This is a genomic window from Streptomyces carpinensis (genome assembly GCF_002154505.1).
Classification (GTDB): Bacteria; Actinomycetota; Actinomycetes; order Streptomycetales; family Streptomycetaceae; genus Streptomyces; species Streptomyces carpinensis.
This window is the reverse complement of record NZ_MUBM01000139.1, coordinates 1-21814: the sequence shown is the minus strand read 5'-3', so window position 1 is coordinate 21814 and position 21814 is coordinate 1. Positions and strand designations below refer to the sequence as shown.

At 70.3% G+C, this 21814-nt stretch carries 16 protein-coding genes and 3 pseudogenes; 6 read left to right on the top strand and 13 right to left on the bottom strand.

Features of this window, described 5'->3' with window-relative positions:
• Positions 1-25: 25 nt before the first annotated feature.
• Positions 26-2125 (bottom strand): phosphate acetyltransferase, encoded by a 2100-nt coding sequence (pta, locus tag BZY54_RS19275; RefSeq protein ID WP_086726425.1) that lies wholly within the window; start codon positions 2123-2125, stop codon positions 26-28.
• A gap of 223 nt (positions 2126-2348) precedes the next feature.
• On the opposite strand from pta, the gene BZY54_RS19270 reads away from it, so the two are divergent.
• Positions 2349-3374 (top strand): ATP-dependent 6-phosphofructokinase, encoded by a 1026-nt coding sequence (locus tag BZY54_RS19270; RefSeq protein WP_086726424.1) that lies wholly within the window; start codon positions 2349-2351, stop codon positions 3372-3374.
• A 14-nt stretch (positions 3375-3388) separates the two neighbouring features.
• On the opposite strand, the gene BZY54_RS19265 is transcribed toward BZY54_RS19270, so the two are convergent.
• Together BZY54_RS19265 and BZY54_RS19260 are read right to left on the bottom strand one after the other, a co-directional pair.
• A complete protein-coding gene (locus BZY54_RS19265; protein WP_086726437.1) occupies positions 3389-4096 on the bottom strand; it encodes a helix-turn-helix domain-containing protein in 708 nt (235 codons plus the stop codon).
• Positions 4097-4282: 186 nt separating this feature from the next.
• A pseudogene (locus tag BZY54_RS19260) lies at positions 4283-4591 on the bottom strand (helix-turn-helix domain-containing protein); the annotation flags it as partial.
• Here BZY54_RS19260 and BZY54_RS19255 point away from each other — a divergent pair.
• The 3 genes and pseudogenes from BZY54_RS19255 to BZY54_RS19245 form a co-directional block, all read left to right on the top strand.
• A pseudogene (locus BZY54_RS19255) lies at positions 4571-5152 on the top strand (hypothetical protein); the annotation flags it as partial. The pseudogenes BZY54_RS19260 and BZY54_RS19255 overlap by 21 nt on opposite strands.
• A 108-nt stretch (positions 5153-5260) precedes the next feature.
• Positions 5261-5668, top strand: a complete 408-nt coding sequence (locus BZY54_RS19250) for a VOC family protein (RefSeq protein WP_086726423.1) — start codon at positions 5261-5263, stop codon at positions 5666-5668.
• Between the two features lie 233 nt (positions 5669-5901).
• Positions 5902-6603: an LAETG motif-containing sortase-dependent surface protein gene (locus BZY54_RS19245; RefSeq protein ID WP_086726436.1), complete on the top strand. Its 702-nt coding sequence runs from the start codon at positions 5902-5904 to the stop codon at positions 6601-6603.
• 73 nt (positions 6604-6676) lie between these two features.
• Here BZY54_RS19245 and BZY54_RS19240 read toward each other — a convergent pair whose 3' ends face one another.
• The 4 genes from BZY54_RS19240 to rlmN all read right to left on the bottom strand — a co-directional run bounded on the left by BZY54_RS19240 (position 6677) and on the right by rlmN (position 11782).
• Entirely contained in the window at positions 6677-7696 is a 1020-nt protein-coding gene (locus BZY54_RS19240) for an ABC transporter ATP-binding protein (protein ID WP_086726422.1), read from the bottom strand.
• Positions 7697-9298, bottom strand: coding sequence for an ABC transporter permease (locus BZY54_RS19235; RefSeq protein ID WP_086726421.1), 1602 nt, complete (start codon positions 9296-9298; stop codon positions 7697-7699). It lies immediately after the preceding gene.
• A gap of 56 nt (positions 9299-9354) precedes the next feature.
• Positions 9355-10437 (bottom strand): thiamine ABC transporter substrate-binding protein, encoded by a 1083-nt coding sequence (locus tag BZY54_RS19230; RefSeq protein WP_086726420.1) that lies wholly within the window; start codon positions 10435-10437, stop codon positions 9355-9357.
• Positions 10438-10675: 238 nt separating this feature from the next.
• The gene (gene rlmN / locus BZY54_RS19225; RefSeq protein WP_086726419.1) at positions 10676-11782 is read right to left on the bottom strand and encodes a dual-specificity RNA methyltransferase RlmN; all 1107 of its coding nucleotides are present in this window, start codon (positions 11780-11782) and stop codon (positions 10676-10678) included.
• 503 nt (positions 11783-12285) lie between these two features.
• Between rlmN and BZY54_RS19220 the strand changes: the two genes are divergently transcribed.
• Positions 12286-12486: a hypothetical protein gene (locus BZY54_RS19220; RefSeq protein ID WP_086726418.1), complete on the top strand. Its 201-nt coding sequence runs from the start codon at positions 12286-12288 to the stop codon at positions 12484-12486.
• A 786-nt stretch (positions 12487-13272) separates the two neighbouring features.
• Positions 13273-16119 carry an N-acetylmuramoyl-L-alanine amidase gene (locus tag BZY54_RS19215; RefSeq protein WP_086726435.1) on the top strand — a complete coding sequence of 949 codons (2847 nt, stop codon included), beginning with the start codon at positions 13273-13275 and terminating at the stop codon, positions 16117-16119.
• Positions 16120-16355: 236 nt separating this feature from the next.
• Here the strand turns inward: BZY54_RS19215 and BZY54_RS19210 are convergent, their stop codons facing one another.
• The 6 genes and pseudogenes from BZY54_RS19210 to BZY54_RS19185 form a co-directional block, all read right to left on the bottom strand.
• Entirely contained in the window at positions 16356-17627 is a 1272-nt protein-coding gene (locus tag BZY54_RS19210; protein WP_086726417.1) for a phosphatidate cytidylyltransferase, read from the bottom strand.
• The gene (gene frr, locus BZY54_RS19205) at positions 17627-18184 is read right to left on the bottom strand and encodes a ribosome recycling factor (protein ID WP_030168208.1); all 558 of its coding nucleotides are present in this window, start codon (positions 18182-18184) and stop codon (positions 17627-17629) included. The genes BZY54_RS19210 and frr overlap by 1 nt, the downstream gene beginning before the upstream one ends.
• Before the next feature lie 144 nt (positions 18185-18328).
• Positions 18329-19087 (bottom strand): UMP kinase, encoded by a 759-nt coding sequence (gene pyrH / locus BZY54_RS19200; protein ID WP_086726416.1) that lies wholly within the window; start codon positions 19085-19087, stop codon positions 18329-18331.
• 208 nt (positions 19088-19295) lie between these two features.
• Positions 19296-20132 (bottom strand): translation elongation factor Ts, encoded by an 837-nt coding sequence (tsf, locus tag BZY54_RS19195; RefSeq protein WP_086726415.1) that lies wholly within the window; start codon positions 20130-20132, stop codon positions 19296-19298.
• A gap of 182 nt (positions 20133-20314) precedes the next feature.
• A complete protein-coding gene (rpsB, locus tag BZY54_RS19190) occupies positions 20315-21211 on the bottom strand; it encodes a 30S ribosomal protein S2 (protein WP_086726414.1) in 897 nt (298 codons plus the stop codon).
• Between the two features lie 344 nt (positions 21212-21555).
• Positions 21556-21814: pseudogene (locus BZY54_RS19185) on the bottom strand (30S ribosomal protein S2); the annotation flags it as partial.

Sequence of the window (21814 nt, the reverse complement as noted above, 5' to 3'; positions counted from 1 at the left end):
TGTTCGAAAGCTCTCTGTGTGGGCGTCAGTTGGCGGGCTTCGTGGGCGCGGCGGGTGTCTGGGCCTGGGCCTGGATCGCGGTGATCGCCACGGTGTTGACGATGTCCTGCACCAGGGCGCCGCGGGACAGGTCGTTGACCGGCTTGCGCAGGCCCTGCAGGACCGGGCCGACCGCGATCGCGCGGGCCGAGCGCTGCACTGCCTTGTAGGTGTTGTTGCCGGTGTTCAGGTCCGGGAAGATCAGCACGCTGGCCTGCCCGGCGACCTCCGAGTCCGGCAGCTTGGTTGCGGCCACCGACGGCTCCACGGCCGCGTCGTACTGGATCGGCCCCTCGATCCTGAGGTCCGGGCGGCGCAGCCGCACCAGCTCGGTGGCCTCGCGCACCTTGTCCACGTCGGCGCCGACGCCGGACGTGCCGGTGGAGTACGACAGCATCGCGATCCGCGGCTCCACGCCGAACTGCGCGGCGGTGGCCGCCGACTGGACGGCGATGTCGGCGAGCTGCTCGGCGTCCGGGTCGGGGTTGACCGCGCAGTCGCCGTAGACGAGCACCTTGTCGGCCAGGCACATGAAGAACACGGAGGACACGATGGAGGCCTCCGGCTTGGTCTTGATGATCTCGAACGCGGGCCGGATGGTCGCGGCCGTGGAGTGCACGGAGCCCGACACCATGCCGTCGGCCAGCCCCTCCTGGACCATCAGCGTGCCGAAGTAGTTCACGTCGGACACCACGTCGTACGCCAGCTCGACCGTGACGCCCTTGTGGGCGCGCAGCCGGGCGTACCGCTCGGCGAAGGCGTCGCGCAGTTCGGAGACGGCCGGGTCGATCAGCTGCGTGTCGCCGAGGTCGATACCGAGGTCGGCGGCCTTCTTGCGGATGGCGTCCTCCGGCCCGAGCAGGGTCAGGTCGCACACGCCGCGGCGCAGCAGCACCTCCGCGGCGTGCAGCACGCGCTCCTCGGTGCCCTCCGGCAGCACCACCCGCCGCTTGTCGGAGCGGGCCTGTTCGAGCAGCTTGTGCTCGAACATCATCGGGGTGACCCGGTCGCTGCTGGGCGCGGAGACGCGCTTGCTGAGGTCGGAGGTGTCGACGTACCGCTCGAACAGGCCGAGCGCGGTCTCGGCCTTGCGCGGGGTGGCCGCGTTCAGCTTGCCCTCCAGGGAGAACAGCCGCTCGGCCGTGGGGAAGCTGTTGCCGGTGACCGAGACGACCGGCGTGCCCGGGGCGAGCCGGGCGGCGAGGGTGAGGATCTCCTCGACCGGCTCCTCGTTCAGCGTGAGAAGTACGCCGGCGATCGGCGGGGTGCCGGCGCTGTGCGCGGCGAGCGAGCCCACGACCAGGTCGGCGCGGTCGCCGGGGGTGACGACCAGGCAGCCCGGGGTCAGGGCCTTGAGGAGGTTGGGCAGCATGGCCCCGCCGAAGACGAAGTCGAGCGCGTCCCGGGCCAGCCCCGAGTCGTCGCCCAGCAGGACCTTGCCGTCCAGGGCGTGGGTGATCTGCGCGACGGTCGGGGCGGACAGGGCGGGCTCGTCGGGCACCACCCAGCAGGGCACGGGCAGCCGGCCGGCCAGCCGCCCGGCTATCTCGTCGCGGTCATCACGGGCCACGCGGTTGGTGACCATGGCCAGGACGTCGCAGCCGAGGCCGTCGTAGGCCCGGTAGGCGTTGCGGGTCTCGGCGAGCACGGACTCCGCAGTCTGCCTGCGGCCGCCCACGACGGGGAGCACGGAGGCGCCGAACTCGTTGGCCAGCCGGGCGTTCAGGGACAGCTCGTCCGGTAGCTGGGTGTCGGCGAAGTCGGTACCGAGGACGAGGACCACGTCGTAGTCGCGGGCCACCCGGTGGAAGCGGTCGACGAGGACGGACACCAGCTCGTCGGTGCCCTGCTCGGCCTGGAGGGTGGACGCCTCGTGGTAGTCCATGCCGTAGACGGTCGCCGGGTCCTGGGCCAGCCGGTAGCGGGCGCGCAGCAGTTCGAAGAGGCGGTCCGGACCGTCGTGGACGAGCGGGCGGAAGACGCCCACCCGGTCGACCTGCCGGGTCAGCAGCTCCATGACTCCCAGCTCGACGACCTGGCGGCCGTCGCCGCGGTCGATGCCAGTCACGTACACGCTGCGGGTCACGCGGGCTCTCCGTTTCATCAGGGTCGTCGTCTTCGTCGAGGTCGTCCGGGATGCGTGGATGTGTCACTCGTGTAGGCAAAAAAACGCCCGCCGGGGGGAGCGGAACCCTCTTGACAATACCCCCGCCTATAGATAAGGCGCCCGTCAAGGCGTAGTGGCCTCGGGGACGTGAAACAATCGGACAGGATCACCGGTATCAACAGTGGGCAGGAGACACAGCGCGATGCGTATCGGAGTTCTCACGGCAGGCGGAGACTGTCCGGGACTGAACGCGGTGATCCGGTCGGTCGTGCACCGAGCGGTCACGACGTACGGTGACGAGGTCATCGGCTTCGAGGACGGCTACGCGGGCCTGCTCGACGGCCGCTACCGCGAGCTGGACCTCAACGCGGTGGGCGGCATCCTGGCCCTCGGCGGCACCATCCTCGGCTCCTCCCGGTTGGAGCGCGACCGGCTCCGTGAGGCCTGCGAGAACGCCTCCGACATGATCCACCGGTTCGGCATCGACGCGCTGATCCCGATCGGCGGCGAGGGCACGCTGACCGCTGCGCGCATGCTGTCGGACGCCGGCCTGCCCGTGGTGGGCGTGCCGAAGACGATCGACAACGACATCTCCTCCACCGACCGCACGTTCGGCTTCGACACTGCCGTCGGCGTGGCCACCGAGGCGATGGACCGGCTGAAGACCACCGCCGAGTCCCACCAGCGCGTGATGGTGGTCGAGGTCATGGGCCGGCACGCGGGCTGGATCGCCCTGGAGTCCGGCATGGCCGCCGGCGCCCACGGCATCTGCCTGCCCGAGCGCCCCTTCGACCCCGCCGACCTGGTCAAGATGGTCGAGGAGCGCTTCGCCCGCGGCAAGAAGTTCGCCGTGATCTGCGTCGCCGAGGGCGCCCACCCCGCCGTCGGCACCATGGACTACGGCAAGGGCGCGATCGACAAGTACGGCCACGAGCGCTTCCAGGGCATCGGCACGGCCCTGGCGTACGAGCTGGAGAAGCGGCTCGGCAAGGAGGCCAAGCCGGTCATCCTCGGCCACGTCCAGCGCGGCGGCGTGCCCACCGCCTACGACCGCGTCCTCGCCACCCGCTTCGGCTGGCACGCGGTGGAGGCGGCGCACCGCGGCGAGTTCGGCCACATGACCGCGCTGCGCGGCACCGACATCGTGATGGTCCCGCTCGCGGAGGCCGTGACCGAGCTGAAGACGGTGCCCAAGGACCGCATGGACGAGACGGAGTCCGTCTTCTAGATGCCACGACGGCTCTACGAGGCGGCCCCGGCCCGGGCCCAGAAGTGCTCCACGATCCGCTCGAGGAAGCCTCGGCCGGCGTCGCCCGCCTGGTCGGCGGCGCTGTTGCCGCCCCAGCTGAGCGAGGCGACCATCTGCCCCTGGTAGTCCTGGTGCAGCTCCTGGAGCACCCTCTCCAGCACGCGGCGCTCCAGAGGCACCACCTTGCCCACCGGCCGGACGTAGGCCTGCCAGCGGGTGTCGACGGCGCTGCGCAGCAGCTCGGCGAGTCTGCCCTCGCGCCCGGTGACGGCGACGAAGTCGGGCAGGGACAGATCCAGCACGCCCGCGAGCGCGGCGGACTGCCGCTCGTTGCCGCTCCAGCCGTCGCTGTCCTCCATCCGCAGATAGCGGGGAAGGTCGAGCCCGACGGCGCGGGCCACGTCCTCCGGCGGCAGACCGCGGCCGATGCGGTGCTCGCGCAGGGTGCGCGGCCTGCCGATCAGTTCGCCCGGCGAGCACCACAGCACCCCGGCGAGCGCGGTCAGCTCCGGGTTGGAGGGGGAGGCGATCCCGCGCTCCCAGGCGGTGACGAGGTCGGGGGTGACGTAGGGCAGCCCGTACGAGATCCGCATGCCGTGGGCGACGTGCTCGGGCCCCATGCCGAGAGCGGCACGCAGCCGCCGGGCGGCCGGCGCGTTGAACGGGGGAGCGTGGTTCGGTGTAGCTGAGGGTCGGCGCACGGCCACAAGCTAGGGTCCCGTGCGCCCGATGACCACGGTTCGTTCCACCAGGATCACGGGTTGTGCGAACGTACGGTTCCGTAGGTTCCGCGCCCGCCCAGCCGGAACCGCACCACGACGAAGCCGGCACCCCTCGACGACGGAAGCGGGCCGTGGGGGTGCGCACCCCCACGGCCCGCTTCCCGACTACCGGACAGGCGCGTCCCCCGGCACCCACCGGTACACCAGCTCCGGCCTGCCGACCTGGCCGTACAGCGGCCGGCGGGCGGCGCGACCCGTGTCGACCAGGTGCTCCAGATAGCGGCGGGCCGTGATGCGGGAGATGCCGACCGCCTCGGCGACCCCGGCCGCCGTCAGTCCCTCGTCCGCCGTGCGCAGGGCGCCCGTCACGCGCTCCAGGGTCGGTCCGCTCAGCCCCTTGGGGAGGGCGGCGGGGCTCGGGGCGCGCAGTACGGCGAGCGCGCGGTCGACCTCGTCCTGGCCGCCGGCCTCGCCGTCGAGGCCTACGCCGGCCGCACCCCGGGCTCTCCCGGCGCCTCCACCACGGCGCTCCCCGGCGGCCTCGCCGCCGACTCCGCGCCGGTGCTCCTCGGCTGGCTGCTGACCGCCCTCGGTCTCGCCCTGGCCGGCCCCGGCCTCACCCACCTGTGCGGCCGGCTGCTGCAGTCGGCCTCCCCCGGGGCCGTGCGCCTCCTGGCCGGCCGGATCCTTATGGAGGAGGCGGGCCGTATCGGCCGCCCACTGGGCGTCGTGTGCGCGGTGGCGTCGGCGACGTTCGCGATGGTCGCGCTGTACGACCACAGCGCGCCCGCACTCGGCCCGCTGACCGTCCTGGGCACGCTCCTCGTGGCCGGCTGCACCGTGACCACCCTGCTCACCGCGGCCGTGGAAGCGCGGCAGGCCCGCTCCGACATCACCGCCGCCCTGGTGCGGCTCGGCGCGCCCACCACGACGCTGCGCACCGCCGCCGCCCTGCGCGCCGGCGCCCTGCTGGGCGTCTTCGCCCCGCTGACCTTGCTGATCGCCGACCTCGCCGCGCTGCCGCTGGCCCGCTGACGGACTCGCGCGGAAAAAGTTCCGCGCCACCGATGAGTTACGCGCCGAGGTCCGGTCTACCCCATCGAACGGCATGAACGACACGCACCCGACGGGAGAGACCCCACCATGTACCAGCAGATGATCTTCGTGAACCTGGCGACCGACGACGTGGCCGCGTCCAAGAAGTTCTTCACCGAGCTCGGCTACACCATCAACCCGCAGTTCTCCACCGACGACTGCGCCTGCGTCGTCATCAGCGACACGATCATCGCGATGCTGCTCGGCAGGCAGCGCTACGCCGACTTCACCAAGAAGGAGATCGCGGACTCCACGAAGACCAGCGAGGTGCTGATCTGCCTGAGCGCCGAGAGCCGCGAGAAGGTCGACGAGCTGGTCGAGAAGGCGGTGGCGGCCGGTGGCAGCGTGACCGGCGAGACGCAGGACTACGGCCACATGTACGGCCGCGCCTTCGACGACCTCGACGGGCACACCTGGGAGGTCATGTGGATGGACCCCGCGGCGGTGCAGGGCTGACCCGCGGCGTCCAGGACCAGGACCGGCCCGCGACGTCGAAACGTCCGCGCGGTTAATAAAAAGGCAAAGCCAACGCCCTTGCGGGGCCCATGCGTTGACAGTTCTGACGGAGCGCTTATACACCTGAGCCTCCTGGGGGTGCCGGGGCAGCCGCGTCGTCCGTGGTCGCCCCAACACCCCCTTCACCCCCCGCAATTGCGCATCCCGTGAAGGGCAAAGTGGCTATCTTGTCCATATCACTGTCCCGTCGTACCGCACGTTCCGTGCGCACCCTGGGCGTTGCCGCCGGAGCCGTCGCACTCGCGCTCGGTGCCGCCGGCAACGCACTCGCCTGCGACATCAGCGAGTTCTCCGCCGAGGCCACGTGCGTCGACGGCCATGGCGTCATCGTCGTCACCGACAAGGACGCGTACGGCACCCCGGCGGTCGTCTCCGTGTTCCTGGAGAACAACGGCGCCGACGCGAAGAAGATCGGCAACCAGGAGGTCAAGGGCTCGGCCCAGGGCACATCCGTCACATTCGCCGAGGACTGGCAGCCGAACGCCGTCTACCGCATCCACGTCAAGGCCGGAGGCAAACTGGTCGACGCGGACATCACGCCCAACCTGACCACTCCGTCCACGGCCTGCACGCCGGCCGCGCCGAGCACACCGGCCACCCCGTCGAAGCCGGCCACCCCGACCCCGTCGGCGTCGGCGACGCCGTCGAAGCCCGCCACGGCGGCTCCGACGCCGTCCGCCTCGCAGAGCAGCACCGCTCCGGCGGGCACCGTGAGCAACGCTCCGTCGCCCGCCGCCGGTGACTCCAACCTCGCAGAGACGGGTGCGAGCTCCAACACCGGTCTGATCGCCGGCATCGCGGCCGCCCTGGTCGTCGTCGGCGGTGGCGCGGTCTACTACGGCCTGCGCCGCCGAGGGGCGAACGACGGGCGCTGACGCCTCCGCACGCCGTCCGTGGCCCGTCCCCGAAGCCGGGGGCGGGCCACGGACGTCCACGGTGGCCGCGTGATCAGTCCAGGACCACGACGTCGGCCAGGTCGAACTCCACTCCGACCTCGTCCCCGACCTCCGGTGCCGACCTGAGCGGGCAGGCCGCCTCCAGGCGCGGCGCGTCCTGCGGCTGGAGGTGCACGGCGACGTGCGTGCCCTTGAAGGTGCGGGCGGCGACCCGGCAGCGCAGGCCTTCGTCGATGGGAAGGAGACGTACCCCGGCGGGCCGTACGAGGAGGGTGCGCGCGCCCTGCGGTGCGTCCCGGGGCACCGGCACCTTGCCCCATGGGGTGACCGCGGCCTCGCCGTCGACCCTCGCGTCGACGACGTTCTCGAAGCCTAGGAAGCGGGCCACGAAGGCGTCCGCCGGCCGCTGCCACACCTCGAGGGGTGTACCGGACTGGGCGATCCGGCCGTCCCGCATCACCACCACCCGGTCGGCGAGCGCGAAGGCCTCGCCCTGGTCGTGGGTGACGGCCAGCACCGTGGTGCCCAACCGGCCGAACAGCTCCCGCAGTTCGACCACGAGCCGTTCCCGCAGCGAGCGGTCGAGCTGGCCCAGCGGTTCGTCGAGCATCAGCAGCCGCGGCCGCGGCGCGAGGGCGCGGGCCAGGGCCACCCGCTGCTGCTCACCGCCGGACAGCGCGGCCACGGCCCGGGCACCCGCGCCCGGCAGCCCGACCAGCTCCAGCAACTCACCTACTCTGGCGGACCGTTCGCCCTTCGCCGAGCCGTGCATGCGCAGCCCGAAGCCGACGTTCCCGGCCACGTCCCGCTGCGGGAAGAGCTGGTGGTCCTGGAACATCAGGCCGATCTCGCGCCGGTGCACCGGCACCCCCGTCTGGTCCCGCCCGTCGAGCAGCACCCGTCCGGAGTCGAGCTGCTGCAGCCCGGCCACCGCCCGCAGCAGCGTCGACTTGCCGCTGCCGCTGGGTCCGAGCACACACACGATCTCGTGCTCGGCGACCGCGAGATCGACGGCGTCGAGCACGGCACGCCTGCCGAAGCGGACGGTCGCGGCCTGAAGGCCCAGCAGCATCTAGAACTCCCCGCTCCGGTCGGTGCGCAGCCGTTCGAGTACCAGCAGCGCCACCGCGCACACCACCATGAGAATCGTCGACAGGGCCATCGCCTGCCCGTAGTTGAGGTCGCCGGGCCGCGACAGCAGCCGGGCCACGGCGACCGGCAGGGTCGGGTTGTCGGGCCGGGCGATGAACACGGTCGCCCCGAACTCCCCCAGCGACACGGCGAAGGCGAATCCCGCGGCGACCAGCAGCGCCCGCCGCACCATCGGCAGGTCGACCTCCCGCCACACCCGCCACGGCGACGCCCCGAGCACGGCCGCCGCCTCCCGCAGCCGTACGTCCACCGCGCGCAGCACGGGCAGCATGGTCCGCACCACGAAGGGAACGCCGACCAAGGCCTGCGCGAGCGGGACCAGGATCCAGGACTGCCTGAGGTCCAACGGCGGCTCGTCCAGCGCGATCAGGAAACCGAAGCCCACCGTCACGGCCGACACCCCGAGCGGCAGCATCAGCAGTGCGTCGAAACCGCGCACGATCCGGCCGGCGTCCCTGCGGGTGAGCGCGGCGGCGGCGAGGCCGCCTACACCCACGGCGATGGCGGTCGCGGCGGCGGCGTAGGACAGGGAGGTGCCGATGGCGTTGATCGGCGCGACCAGGAAGGTTCCGCCGTCGGCGTCGGTCAGCGCCCGGTAGTAGCCGAAGCCGGGCGCGGTGAGCGAACGCTGCACCAGCACGGCGAGCGGCAGCAGGAGGAGCAGGGCGACGGTGGCCAGGACGCCGGCCAGCAGCGCCCACTGCCCCGCGCCGCGCGGGCGGCGGGCGGTGAGGGAGGCGTCCACCAGCTTCAGCGCGGTCTCCCGGCGCCGTACGGTCCAGGCGTGCACGGCGAGGATCGCGCCCACCGCGAGGAACTGCACGATCGTCAGCACGGCCGCGGTGGACAGGTCGAAGATCTCGGAGGTCTGCCGGTAGATCTCCACTTCGAGGGTGGAGAAGGTGGGGCCGCCGAGGATCTGCACCACGCCGAAGGAGGTGAAGGTGAACAGGAAGACCATGAGGGCGGCGGCCGCGACCGCCGGGGCCAGGGCTGGCAGGGTGACCTTCCGCCAGGCGGTCAGCGGCGAGGCGCCCAGCATCCGGGCGGCCTCCTCCTGCCGGGGGTCGAGCTGGGACCACAGCCCGCCCACCGTCCGTACGACGACCGCGTAGTTGAAGAAGACGTGGGCCAGGAGGATCGCCCACACCGTGGTGTCGAGCCGTACGCCCCACAGCTCGTCGAGCAGGCCACCGCGCCCGACCAGCGCGAGGAAGGCGGTGCCGACGACGACGGTGGGCAGCACGAACGGCACGGTGACCACGGCCCGCAGGACCTGACGGCCGGGGAAGTCGAACCGCGCGAAGACATACGCCCCGGGCAGCGCGATCAGCAGGGTGAGCGCGGTGGAGGCCAGCGCCTGCCAGGTGGTGAACCACAGCACGTGCCGGATGTCGGTCTGTCCGAGCACGTCCACGATCCGCCCGAACTGCCATGCCCCGTCGGCCTTCAGACCGCGCCGGACGATCGCGGCGACGGGATAGGCGAAGAACACCGCGAAGAACGCGACCGGCACGGCCATCAGGCCGAGCCGTGCCGCGTTCCCCGAACGGCTGCTCCCTGGGCCCCTGCCGGGGGCTACTTCAGCACGAGTGAGGTCCACGACCTGACCCACTGGTCACGGTTGGCGGCGATCTTGTCGGGGGCCATGGTCTCCGGATTCTTGGCCTGGGGGCCGTACTTCGTGAACTCCGGCGGCACCTGGGCGCCCTTGGTCACCGGGTAGACGAACATGTTCAGCGGCATGTCGTCCTGGAACCGCTTGGTGAGCAGGAAGTCGATGAACGCCTTGCCGCCCTTGGTGTTCCGGGCGTTGCCGAGCAGTCCGGCGTACTCGATCTGCCGGAAGCAGGTGCCGTCCGCGACGCCGGTCGGCGCGGTCTTCGGCCTCGGGTCGGCGTAGACGACCTCGGCGGGCGGCGAGGAGGCGTAGGAGACGACGAGCGGCCGGTCGCCCTTGGCCTTCTTCCCGCCCGCGGAACCGGAGAACTCCTGGTCGTATGCCTGCTCCCAGCCGTCGACGACCTTGACGCCGTTGGCCTTGAGCTTCTTCCAGTAGTCCTGCCAGCCTCCGTCGCCGTACTTCGCGGCGGTGCCGAGCAGGAAGCCGAGGCCGGGCGAGGAGGTGGCGGCGTTCTCGGTGACGAGGAGGTTCTTGTACTGCGGCTTGACGAGGTCGTCGAAGGAGGCCGGCGGGGTCAGCTTGTGGTCCGCGAAGTACTTCTTGTCGTAGTTGACGCAGATGTCGCCGGAGTCGATCGGCGTGACCCGGTGCTTCGCCTGGTCGGCCCGGTACTGGGGCAGGACCAGGTCCGAGCCCTTGGGCTGGTACGGCTGGAACAGGCCGTTGTCGAGGGCGCGGGAGAGCAGGGTGTTGTCGACGCCGAAGAAGACGTCGCCCTGCGGATTGTCCTTGGTGAGGATGGCCTTGTTGACGGCCTGGCCGGCGTCGCCGTCCTTGAGGACCTTGACGGTGTAGCCGGAGCTCTTCTCGAAGGCGGCGATGACGCTCTTGGAGGCGGCCCATGAGTCGTGGCTGACGAGGGTCACGGTCTTGGACTCCGCGGCCCCACTTGTCCCCTTGCCGTCGGACGACCCGCACGCGGACAGCGTGACGAGACCGAGCCCCACGGCCACAGCGACGAACGACTTGATGTGCACTGGATGTCCTCCTGGGGGTTGGCCAGGAAGAGACGCGGCCCCGCCCGGAATCCGCGAGGGATGCCAGGGCAGGGCGCAACAGCTCGAGTGATGACCGAACTTCCTACCCAGAATGACCTGGGCGAGGTTCAGAGGGTCTGCGGCCGGTGCCGCACTCTCAGCGCTGTGGCGCTCCCCTGTCGGAATATGAAGATGTGTACGGGCCCAGACTACCGTCCGGCCGTCGCCCGGCTGCCGGCTACCTCTCGGTGGCGGCGAGCTGACCGCACGCTCCGTCGATCTCCTGCCCGCGGGTGTCCCGGATGGTCACCGGCACTCCGTGCGCCGCGATCGCCTCGACGAACGCCTTCTCGTCCTCCGGTCGCGAGGCGGTCCACTTGGAGCCGGGGGTCGGGTTGAGCGGGATGCAGTTGACGTGCACCGGCTTGCCCTTGAGGAGGCGGCCGAGCCGGTCGCCGCGCCAGGCCTGGTCGTTGATGTCCCGGATCAGCGCGTACTCGATGGACAGCCGGCGCCCGGACTTGGCGGCGTACTCGAAGCCGGCGTCCAGCACCTCCCGCACCTTCCACCGTGTGTTCACGGGGACGAGGGTGTCGCGCAGCTCGTCGTCCGGGGCGTGCAGGGAGATGGCGAGGCGGCACTTGAAGCCCTCGTCGGCGAACCGGTGGATCGCCGGGACCAGGCCCACCGTCGAGACGGTGATCCCGCGCTGGGACAGCCCCAGCCCGTCCGGCTCCTGGGCGGTCAGGGCCCGGATGGCGCCGACGACCCGGTTGTAGTTGGCGAGCGGTTCGCCCATGCCCATGAACACGATGTTGGACAGCCGCGCCGGACCGCCCGGCACCTCGCCGTCGCGCAGGGCCCGCATCCCGTCGACGATCTGGTGCACGATCTCGGCGGTCGACAGGTTCCGGTCGAGCCCGGCCTGTCCGGTGGCGCAGAACGGGCAGTTCATCCCGCACCCGGCCTGCGAGCTGATGCACATGGTCACCCGGTCCGGGTAGCGCATGAGCACGGACTCGACGAGCGTGCCGTCGAACAGCCGCCACAGCGTCTTGCGGGTGGTGCCCTGGTCGGTCGACAGATGCCGTACCACCGTCATCAGCTCCGGAAGCAGCGTCTCCCGCAGCTTGGCCCGGGATCCGGCCGGGATGTCGGTCCACTGCTCCGGGTCGTGCGCGTACCGCGCGAAGTAGTGCTGCGAGAGCTGCTTGGCACGAAACGGCTTCTCGCCGATCGCGGCGACGGCCTCCTTGCGCTCGGCGGGCGAGAGATCGGCAAGGTGCCGCGGCGGCTTCTTGGCTCCGCGCGGGGCGACGAAAGTGAGTTCTCCGGGCTTGGGCATGGTGGTACCAGTGTCGCAGATCGACTTGGGTGAGCTGGGGGGTGTCGCCGGCTGCGACTGTCGTCGGCAGTCGTCACCATTCGTCGCTGAGCGACCTCGGACGGCCCGGAGACAGCCCAGGAACGATCATTCGTCAGCCGCCCCACTCGTCGAGCCGGACCCTCACCTGGTGGCGGTGGGCGTACCAGAAAACCCCCTATACATCTGAAGACACCGAAGGGCCGGCGACTGACGCCCTCTCCCGTGGTCCGGGTCCCCACAGGCAGGGCCGCGACGGTTGCCGCCCAGCTCCCCCACACCACGTCCGCCGCCGGCACTTCAGAGCCCGTGATCGGTTCAGGGACGCACGGCCCGGGGACGGCCCAGCACCGGTCTTGATCGAAACCGGCGGACGTGACCGGGCTGACCTCTTGGCCGTGGCAACTCGTCGGTGATCCCGAAGCAGAGTGTTTCCACGGAAGCGGGGGAAGGAGTCAGAGCGGGAGGGAGGACAGGAGACAACCGTGACCGTCCTCGCGATCTTTCTCCTCATCATCGGGACGCTCTTGGTCCTGATTGGGGCGCTGCTGGTCCTTATCGGGACGTTTCTGATCGCTCTCGGGGTGGCCTTGATCCTTATTGGGGTGGCCCTGATCACCGTAGGCACGTTCTTGCTGATCCGGAGACTTCTCGGCCGTGATCGAACTCGATCTCACTTCTGGTGAACCCGAGGGCAGCCCCTCAGCACAGCGACAACTGATCATCGGCGGTCGTGTCCTGCGGCCGTCTTATCGATCAACGTCCTGGCCTGCTGCTGAGCTGTCGGCAGTTGTCGGCGTTGGTCATCATCGAGCGCCCTTCCACGGCCCCAGGACGGCCCGGGAGGGCGCTCATGCGTGAGCACCGCTTCAGGAGTTCGATCCCGGGATCGCGAGGGCCCTGAACGGGCGCTTCCAGCACCGGTCGGCCAGGTCGCTGGAGGCCGTCGAGATACGTGGTTGTGTGCTGCCGTGGCTGTCAGACGTCGATGTCAGCCGGTCTCCAAGCAGCACGGATCACTGAGCTTCTTCAGCGTTGCCGCTCCGGGGTGAGGACGGCTTTGGCGATTGACGTCCAGCCACCGCGGCTCCCCGCGGGTCCCGCACCATCGGGCACGGATGGGGCACGGACCTCATCGTCCCGAGGCATCGGCCCAGTGACCCACACCCGACGGCTGTCGTTCGCGACTGGACTGTGATCAACGTCACCACAGACGTCCTCCCACCCCTGAACTGGGGCTTTTGCGGCGGTCGTTCATCCGGTGTTCCCTGCGGCTTCCCGCCTTATTTCTTGCATTTCCACTCCGCTGAAAAGTGCCGCGCCCGGACCGCCACGCGCCCGCCGGTTCGGTGATCGTCCCACCGATCCCACTGGTGACGCCAAGCACTCCTTCAACGCTGAAGGGCATGGTTGCGAGCCCGCACTCCGGGCTGCGCACCGACCTGAACGTCATGACCGCAAGGGGTGGGGACTTGAACGCCGGCCATCGCAGAGACCGCAGGAAGAGGAGACTGCTCGTCTACGGTGTGGCCGCGGTCGCGGCCGTCGCCACGACGGCGGGAACGCTGGCCCTGGCGGCGCCCGGCCTCCTCGGCTCGAACGGCGCACAGGCCGCTGTCCCCCCGGGAGCCCGGCTGCAGAGCGAGTTCGAGCACGCCGCCGCGGAATTCCACGTCCCGCAGAGCGTGCTCATGGCGGTCTCCTACCGGCAGACGCTCTGGGAGGACCACGACGGGCTGCCCAGCACCACCGGCGCCTACAACGTCATGGGTCTCACGGACGTCGACTCCGAGGACCTCGGGAACGGCCACGGCGGCGACGCCGACGAGCGCGAGCGCCTGCTCGACCACATGAACCTCAGCGGCGACCCGGCCATCGAGAAGCATTTCAACGCCCAGCGGGCGCTCAAGAGCCTGCGCGAGAAGCCGGTCGACACCAGTGACCCGCGACTGCACACCCTGGACAAGGCGGCCGGCCTCATCGACGTCTCGCCGGAGAAGGTGCAGAGCGACACGGGGCAGAGCATCCGGGCGGGCGCCGCACTCCTCGCCCGGTACCAGAAGGACGCCACCGGCTCGCTGCCGGCCGACCCGGGCGCCTGGTACCCGGCCGTGGCCCGCGCCGGCCAGGCCCCGGACCACAAGGGCGCGGAGCTCTTCGCCGAGCGCGTGTACGAGTCGATCAAGACCGGTGAGCAGCGGGTCACCACGGACGGCCAGAGCGTCACCCTGCCGGCCGACCCGGCGGTGCGGCCGAAGAAGTCCTCGGACCTCGACCTCGCCGCGGCCACCACGGCCACCGCCCCGGCGCCCGACTGCCCGTCCGGACTGAACTGCGACTTCCGCCCCGCCGCGTACAAGCAGAACAGCGCCACCGACAACACCGACTGGGGCAACTACGGCGTCGCGAGCCGCCCCACGACCGGCCACGAGATCCGCTACATCCTGCTGCACGACACCGAGGGCACCTACGACGGTTCGCTGGCGTCCTTCCAGAACTCCGACACCTACGCCAGTGCCCACTACCTGATCCGCGCCTCCGACGGTCTGGTCACCCAGATGGTCGAGAACAAGGACGAGGCATGGCATGCCGGCAACAAGAGCATGAACATGCACTCGATCGGCATCGAGCACGAGGGCTACGCGATCAAGGACGGCAGCTGGTACACCGAGCCGGAGTACGAGTCCTCCGCCGCGCTGGTGAAGTACCTGGCGACCAAGTACGAGATCCCGCTGGACCGTGAGCACATCATCGGCCACGACGAGGTCCCGGGCGTCCTGGACGCCAACGTCCAGTCCCAGCACTGGGACCCGGGGCCCTTCTGGGACTGGAACCACTACATGCAGCTGCTGGGCGCTCCGACCGGGGCCGGCGGATCCGGCGGCGTCTACTCGGCCGGACAGCTGATCCGTGTCGTACCGCCGTTCACCACGGCCAACCAGCCCAAGCTCACCAACAACGGCGCGGCGGTCACCGCCCAGCCGGCCAACTTCACCTACCTGTACACGTCGCCGTCCACCGGCTCCGCTCCCCTCACCGACCCGTACCTGGGCAGTGCGAAGCCGACCGAGGGCTGGAACTGGGGCGACAAGGTCGTCGCCGGCGGTGAGTACGTCGTCGCGGGGACGAGCGGGGACTGGACCGCCATCTGGTACGGCGGTCAGAAGGCCTGGTTCCACAACCCGGGCGGCCAGTTCGCCGCCGCCGTCGGCACGCAGAGCGTGATCACGCCCAAGGCGGGCCTCAGCTCGGTCCCGGTGTACGGCCGCACCTACCCCGAGGACGCCGCGTACGCCGGCACCGGGGTGCCGGTCCAGGCCTCGAACACCGCGTCGCTGACCAAGTACGGCGTCCTCGCCGGACAGAAGTACACACTCGCCGGGTCCTCCGTGACCGGCTCGTACTACAACAGCGGCACCTTCGACGGCTCCGGCACGGGTTCCCGCACGGTGGTCGTGGGGAGCGACACCTTCTACCCGATCCGCTACAACCACCGGATCGCGTGGGTGCGCACGTCCGACGTCGACGTGGTCAACAGTGCCGCGCCAGACCCCGGCACCGACCGCTACGACATCCTCGGCCGGGACTCGTCGGGCACGCTGTGGCAGTACCAGGGCAGCGGCAGCGCCTCCGCGCCGTTCCTCACCCGCTACCGGGTCGGTCCCGGCTGGAACACGTACGACACGGTGACGTCGCTGACGGCGCTGCGCGCGGACGGCACCGGTGACATGGTGGCCCGGGACAAGACCGGCGTGCTCTGGTACTACAAGGGCAGCGGCAAGCCGTCCGCCCCCTTCCTCTCGCGCACCAGGGTCGGCCCCGGCTGGAACATCTACACGGTCATCACCGGGGCCCGGGACCTCACCGGGGACGGCAGGGCGGACCTGGTCGCCCGCGACACCAGCGGCGTGCTCTGGCTCTACAAGGGCACCGGCAACACCGCCGCGCCCTTCGCGACCCGCACCAGGATCGGCCCCGGCTGGAACATGTACAACGCTCTGGCAGACACCGGCGACCTCACCAAGGACGGCAAGGCGGACCTGGTCGCCCGCGACACCAGCGGCGTGCTCTGGCTCTACAAGGGCACCGGCAACGCCACCGCGCCGTACGCGGCGCGCACCAGGATCGGCCCCGGCTGGAACATCTACGACGTGCTGCGCGGCCCGAGCGACCTCAACCGCGACGGCCTGCCCGATCTGATCGCCCGTGACAAGGACGGCGTGCTGTGGTTCTACCGTGGCACCGGCAGCGCCACGGCCCCGTTCGCGTCGCGGACCAGGATCGGTCCCGGCTGGAACATGTACAACATGATCGTCTGACGCAGGCGTTCCGAACCGTCGCGCCGCGACACCCACCGCCCGCGGCGCCGCGTCCGTCCCGCACTCCGGGAGGGCTGCGGCGCCGCCGGCGTTCGCGCGGGCGCAGGTACGCAGGCATGGTCTGGTCCGCCTGCCCCCGCGTCGCTCGGCCCCGGAATGAGTCTCCGTAGCATCCCGGCCCACCCGCACAGGTCGAGGCCCCTCCCCGGGCGGGAAGGGGCCTCGACGAAGGCGGTTCAGGCCGAGCCGACGAAGACCACCAACAGCAGCCAGACCACCGGAGCCGTCGGCAGGAGCGAGTCCAGGCGGTCCATGATGCCGCCGTGGCCCGGGAGCAGAGTGCCCATGTCCTTGATGCCCAGGTCGCGTTTGATCATGGACTCGCCCAGGTCGCCGAGGGTGGCACTGGCGGCGACCGCGAGGCCGAGGACGAGGCCCTGCCACCAGGCGCCATCGTCGATCAGGAACTGCATGCACAGCGCCCCGGCCACCATGGCGAAGGCGACCGCGCCGAACAGGCCCTCGCGGGTCTTGCCGGGGCTGATGCGCGGGGCTAGCTTGTGCCGTCCGAAGCGCCAGCCGACGGCGTACGCGCCCGTGTCGCTGACCACCGTGAGGATCAGGAAGGTCAGAACGCGGAACGGGCCGTCGTCCGCGGTGAGCATCATCGCCACGAACGTGGCCAGGAACGGCACGTAGAACGCCGCGAAGACGCCGGCCGTGACGTCCTTGAGGTAGCCCTCGGGCGGCTGCGTCATCCGCCACACCAGGACCGCGAGCGTGGTGAGCGCCATCGCCACCCAGGCGCCCTCGGCGTCCCGGACGTACCCGGCGACCACCATCGCGGCGCCACCGACCGCCAGCGGCACCAGCGGAGCCCTGATGCCCTTGCGCTCCTCCAGCCGCTTGGTGAGCTCCCACAGGCCGACCACGACCGCGACCGCGATCACGCCCACGAACACGGCCTTGACGATGAACAGCGACGCGATGATCACCACGCCGAGCCCGAGACCGACGCCTATGGCAGCGCCCAGGTCGCGGCCCGCGCTCTTCTTCTGCGGCGCGGGCGCCGGCTGCGGGGCGTCGGGCATGAGCTCCGGATTCTGCTGGGCCGTCCCGGGGACGGGTGACGGCTGCGGCGTTTCGTAGGGCCGGGGACCCGGCGCTTCGTAGGACTGCGGGTCGTAGGCCTGCGGCTGTGGCTGCGCATCGTAGGACCGAGGATGCGGCTGCGCGTGCGGTGTGCCGTACGGCTGCGGCTGTGGCTGCGGCGTCTCGTCGCGGAACAAGGGGCCGCCCGTCAAAGCGGCCCCCCGGTCGTCCTCCTGGTTTCCGCCGGGTGCGGGCACCTCGGGCACGATGGCCATGGGGCGAGTCTGCTGGGCGCCCTGCGCACCGTGGTCGGGAGCCGCCGGGGCGGCCCCGGGGACGGGTCCGCGGGCGGATGACCCGTCCGCGGGTCCCCAGTACCCGGCTTGCTGCGGCGCTCCCCAGGAAGAGTCGTTCATCAGACCTCGAGCAGCTCCGACTCCTTGTGCTTCAGGAGCTCGTCCACCTGCGCGACGTACTTCGCGGTGGTGTCGTCGAGCTCCTTCTCCGCACGGCGGCCCTCGTCCTCGCCGACCTCGCCGTCCTTGATCAGCTTGTCGATGGCGTCCTTGGCCTTGCGGCGCACGGAGCGGATGGACACCTTGGCGTCCTCGCCCTTGCCCTTGGCCACCTTGATGTACTCCCGGCGGCGCTCCTCGGTGAGCTCGGGGAACACCACCCGGATGATGTTGCCGTCGTTGCTCGGGTTGACGCCCAGGTCGGAGTCCCGGATCGCCTGCTCGATGTTGCGCAGCGCGCTCTTGTCGAACGGGGTCACGACCGCCATCCGCGGCTCCGGCACGGAGAACGAAGCCAGCTGGTTGATCGGCGTCGGCGCGCCGTAGTAGTCGGCCACGATCTTGTTGAACATCGCCGGGTGCGCACGGCCGGTGCGGATCGCGGCGAAGTCCTCCTTGGCGACCACGACGGCCTTCTCCATCTTCTCCTCGGCCTCGAGGAGGGTCTCTTCGATCACCACTTGCTCCTGCGTGTCTTGAGTAGGCCCGGCTGCGGTTCCTTGTCGGGGCCGGCGGCCGGCTGCGTCGCGTCTTCTTCCTGCACGGTTCCCGACCGGCAGGACATTGTCCATCCCCCGGTCAGGGTCCGTCGGTGTTGCCGGTCAGTCCCGGCCGACCTGGTCACCCACAAGTGTGCCGATCTTCTCACCCTTGACGGCGCGGGCGATATTGCCCTCCGCGAGAAGCTCGAAGACGAGGATCGGGAGCTTGTTGTCACGGCACAGCGTGATCGCCGTGGCGTCGGCGACCTTCAGATCGCGCGTGATGACCTCGCCGTAGCCGAGAGAGTCGAACTTCACGGCGTCCGGGTTGGTCTTCGGGTCGGAGTCGTACACTCCGTCCACGCCGTTCTTGCCCATGAGCAGCGCCTCGGCGTCGATCTCCAGGGCGCGCTGGGCGGCGGTGGTGTCGGTGGAGAAGTACGGCATGCCCATACCGGCGCCGAAGATGACCACGCGGCCCTTCTCCAGGTGGCGCACGGCACGCAGCGGGATGTACGGCTCGGCGACCTGGCCCATGGTGATGGCGGTCTGGACCCGGCTGTCGATGCCTTCCTTCTCCAGGAAGTCCTGCAGGGCGAGGCAGTTCATGACGGTGCCGAGCATGCCCATGTAGTCCGAGCGGGCGCGGTCCATGCCCCGCTGCTGGAGTTCGGCACCGCGGAAGAAGTTGCCGCCACCGATCACGACCGCGATCTGGGCGCCGTCCCGTACGACGGCCCCGATCTCGCGGGCGATGGCGTGTACCACGTCCGGGTCGACGCCCAGGCCCCCGCCGCCGGAGAATGCCTCTCCGGACAGCTTCAGCAGAAACCGGCCGGTCACTTTGCCGTCGTCGCTCTTCTGGGCCTTGGTGGTCATTGAGATCCCGCCTCTTTTACGTGGTGCACATGCGAAGAAGGCCATTGCCGGTGGGGCGTGTTTCGCATCCCATGCAGCGGCAATGGCCTCCTCGTCAGATCTGCTGTCGTGTGTCACGCGCGTGTGCGTGGTGGCATACGCGGGAGACATCGACGACTGCTGTCGACCCTATCCGGGTCGGGCGTCCGTAGCGGTACGGACTTCAGGCTCAGATGCCGACCTTGATGCGCGTGAAGCGCTTCAGGGTGACACCGGCCTCGTCCAGAACCTTCTGGACCGACTTCTTGTTGTCCAGCGCGTAGGGCTGGCCGAGCAGGGTGGCGTCCTTGAAGAAGCCGTTCAGACGACCCTCGACGATCTTGGCGATCGCGGCCTCGGGCTTGCCCTCGGCGCGGGTGGTCTCCTCGGCGATACGACGCTCGGACTCGACGACCTCGGCCGGGACCTCGTCCTTGGAGAGGTACTTCGGCGCGAAGGCGGCGATGTGCTGGGCGACGCCCTTGGCGACCTCGGCGTTCGGCTTGTCGAGCTCGACGAGGACACCGATCTGCGGCGGCAGGTCGGGCATCGTGCGGTGCATGTAGGCGGTGACGTAGCCGTCGGAGAACTGCGCGAAGCGGTCCAGGACGATCTTCTCGCCCAGGTTGGCGTTGGCCTCGTCCACGAACGCCTGGACGGTCTTGCCGGCCTCGATCTCGGAGGCGAGCAGGGCCTCGAGGTCGGCCGGGGAGGTCTTGGCGACGTGCTCGGCGATGGCCTTGGCGACGGCCTGGAACTTGTCACCCTTGGCGACGAAGTCCGTCTCGCACTTCAGCTCGACGAGGACACCGGAGGAGTTGTCGTCGGCGATGATCGAGACCACCGCGCCGTTCTCGGCGGAGCGGCCCTCGCGCTTGGCGACGCCCTTCTGGCCCTTGATGCGCAGCGCCTCGACGGCCTTCTCGACGTTGCCCTCGGCCTCGTCCAGCGCCTTCTTGCAGTCCATCATGCCGGCGCCGGTGAGCTCACGGAGCTTCTTGACGTCGGCGGCGGTGTAGTTCGCCATGAGTCTGTGAATCTTTCTCGAAGTCTGGAAGATCGAAGATCAGGGGGTCCGCGGGGCCCGTGTCCCCCGGAGGGAGCCTCTCGCTCGTCGAGCAGGGCCCGCTGACGCGCCGCTGACCTACGGGTGAACGGCGGGAGCGGACTTCATGCACCGCTCCCGCCGTCAACGCTGACGCTGACGGGTCAGGCCTGCTGCTCGCCCTCGGCGGCCGGGGCCTCGGCGGCCGGGGCCTCGGCGGCGGGAGCCTCGGCAGCCGGAGCCTCGGCCGGCTTCTCGGCCTCGGCGGCCGGAGCCTCTTCGGCCTTCTTCTCACCCTCGAGCAGGTCGCGCTCCCACTCGGCGAGGGGCTCGCCCGCGGCCTTCTCGCCCTTCTCACCGGCGGCGACGCCGGAGCGGGCGATGAGGCCCTCGGCGACGGCGTCGGCGATCACGCGGGTGAGCAGGGTGACGGAGCGGATCGCGTCGTCGTTGCCCGGAATCTTGTAGTCGACCTCGTCGGGGTCGCAGTTGGTGTCGAGGATGGCCACGACCGGGATGTTGAGCTTCCGGGCCTCGCCGACCGCGATGTGCTCCTTCTTGGTGTCCACGATCCAGACGGCGCTGGGCACCTTCTGCATCTCGCGGATACCGCCGAGGGTCTTCTCCAGCTTGGCCTTCTCGCGGGAGAGGACCAGCAGCTCCTTCTTGGTCAGGCCGGAGGCGGCCACGTCCTCGAAGTCGATCTGCTCGAGTTCCTTCAGGCGCTGCAGACGCTTGTAGACGGTCGAGAAGTTGGTGAGCATGCCGCCCAGCCAGCGCTGGTTGACGTAGGGCATGCCGACGCGGGTGGCCTGCTCGGCGATGGCCTCCTGCGCCTGCTTCTTCGTGCCGACGAACATGACCGTGCCGCCGTGGGCGACCGTCTCCTTGACGAACTCGTAGGCGCGGTCGATGTACGACAGCGACTGGAGCAGGTCGATGATGTAGATGCCGTTGCGCTCGGTGAAGATGAAGCGCTTCATCTTCGGGTTCCAACGGCGGGTCTGGTGACCGAAGTGGACGCCGCTCTCCAGCAGCTCCCGCATCGTGACGACGGCCATGGCCGTATCTCCTTGAGTTTCTCGGTTGTGCCGCGGATGCCGGACGGCTCCCGCGCCTGACGCCCGCGGCGCGCCGTGCCACGAAGGACCGAGGGGCGCTGACACCGACCGTTGCCGGCCAATGTGTCGGGGCGTGCGAAGTCGACCCGGTGACCCGGGTCGCCATCAGAAGTGTACGGGACCCGGGACGCAGCGGGTGACGCAGCGGTCCACAACCGGTGAGTTGTCCACAACGGCCGAGTTGTCCACAGGCTCCGGCGCGACGCGGCGGGGTGCGGGACGGTGGGCGCATGGTTCGGACGGGTGAGAAGCGATGGGCGGGCGCGCGGCTCGGGCTGCTGCCGGGGACCCTCGGCCGGCTTCTCGGCCTCGGCGGCCGGAGCCTCTTCGGCCTTCTTCTCACCCTCGAGCAGGTCGCGCTCCCACTCGGCGAGGGGCTCGCCCGCGGCCTTCTCGCCCTTCTCACCGGCGGCGACGCCGGAGCGGGCGATGAGGCCCTCGGCGACGGCGTCGGCGATCACGCGGGTGAGCAGGGTGACGGAGCGGATCGCGTCGTCGTTGCCCGGAAGCTTGTAGTCGACCTCGTCGGGGTCGCAGTTGGTT

Coding starts and splice junctions, on each gene's coding strand:
- BZY54_RS19210 (WP_086726417.1), bottom strand. CDS start 17,627: ATGAACGACTCTTCCTGGGGAGCGCCGCAGCAAGCCGGGTACTGGGGA.
- BZY54_RS19250 (WP_086726423.1), top strand. CDS start 5,261: ATGTACCAGCAGATGATCTTCGTGAACCTGGCGACCGACGACGTGGCC.
- tsf (WP_086726415.1), bottom strand. CDS start 20,132: ATGGCGAACTACACCGCCGCCGACGTCAAGAAGCTCCGTGAGCTCACC.
- BZY54_RS19270 (WP_086726424.1), top strand. CDS start 2,349: ATGCGTATCGGAGTTCTCACGGCAGGCGGAGACTGTCCGGGACTGAAC.
- BZY54_RS19235 (WP_086726421.1), bottom strand. CDS start 9,298: ATGGCCGTGCCGGTCGCGTTCTTCGCGGTGTTCTTCGCCTATCCCGTC.
- BZY54_RS19240 (WP_086726422.1), bottom strand. CDS start 7,696: ATGCTGCTGGGCCTTCAGGCCGCGACCGTCCGCTTCGGCAGGCGTGCC.
- rpsB (WP_086726414.1), bottom strand. CDS start 21,211: ATGGCCGTCGTCACGATGCGGGAGCTGCTGGAGAGCGGCGTCCACTTC.
- rlmN (WP_086726419.1), bottom strand. CDS start 11,782: ATGCCCAAGCCCGGAGAACTCACTTTCGTCGCCCCGCGCGGAGCCAAG.
- pyrH (WP_086726416.1), bottom strand. CDS start 19,087: ATGACCACCAAGGCCCAGAAGAGCGACGACGGCAAAGTGACCGGCCGG.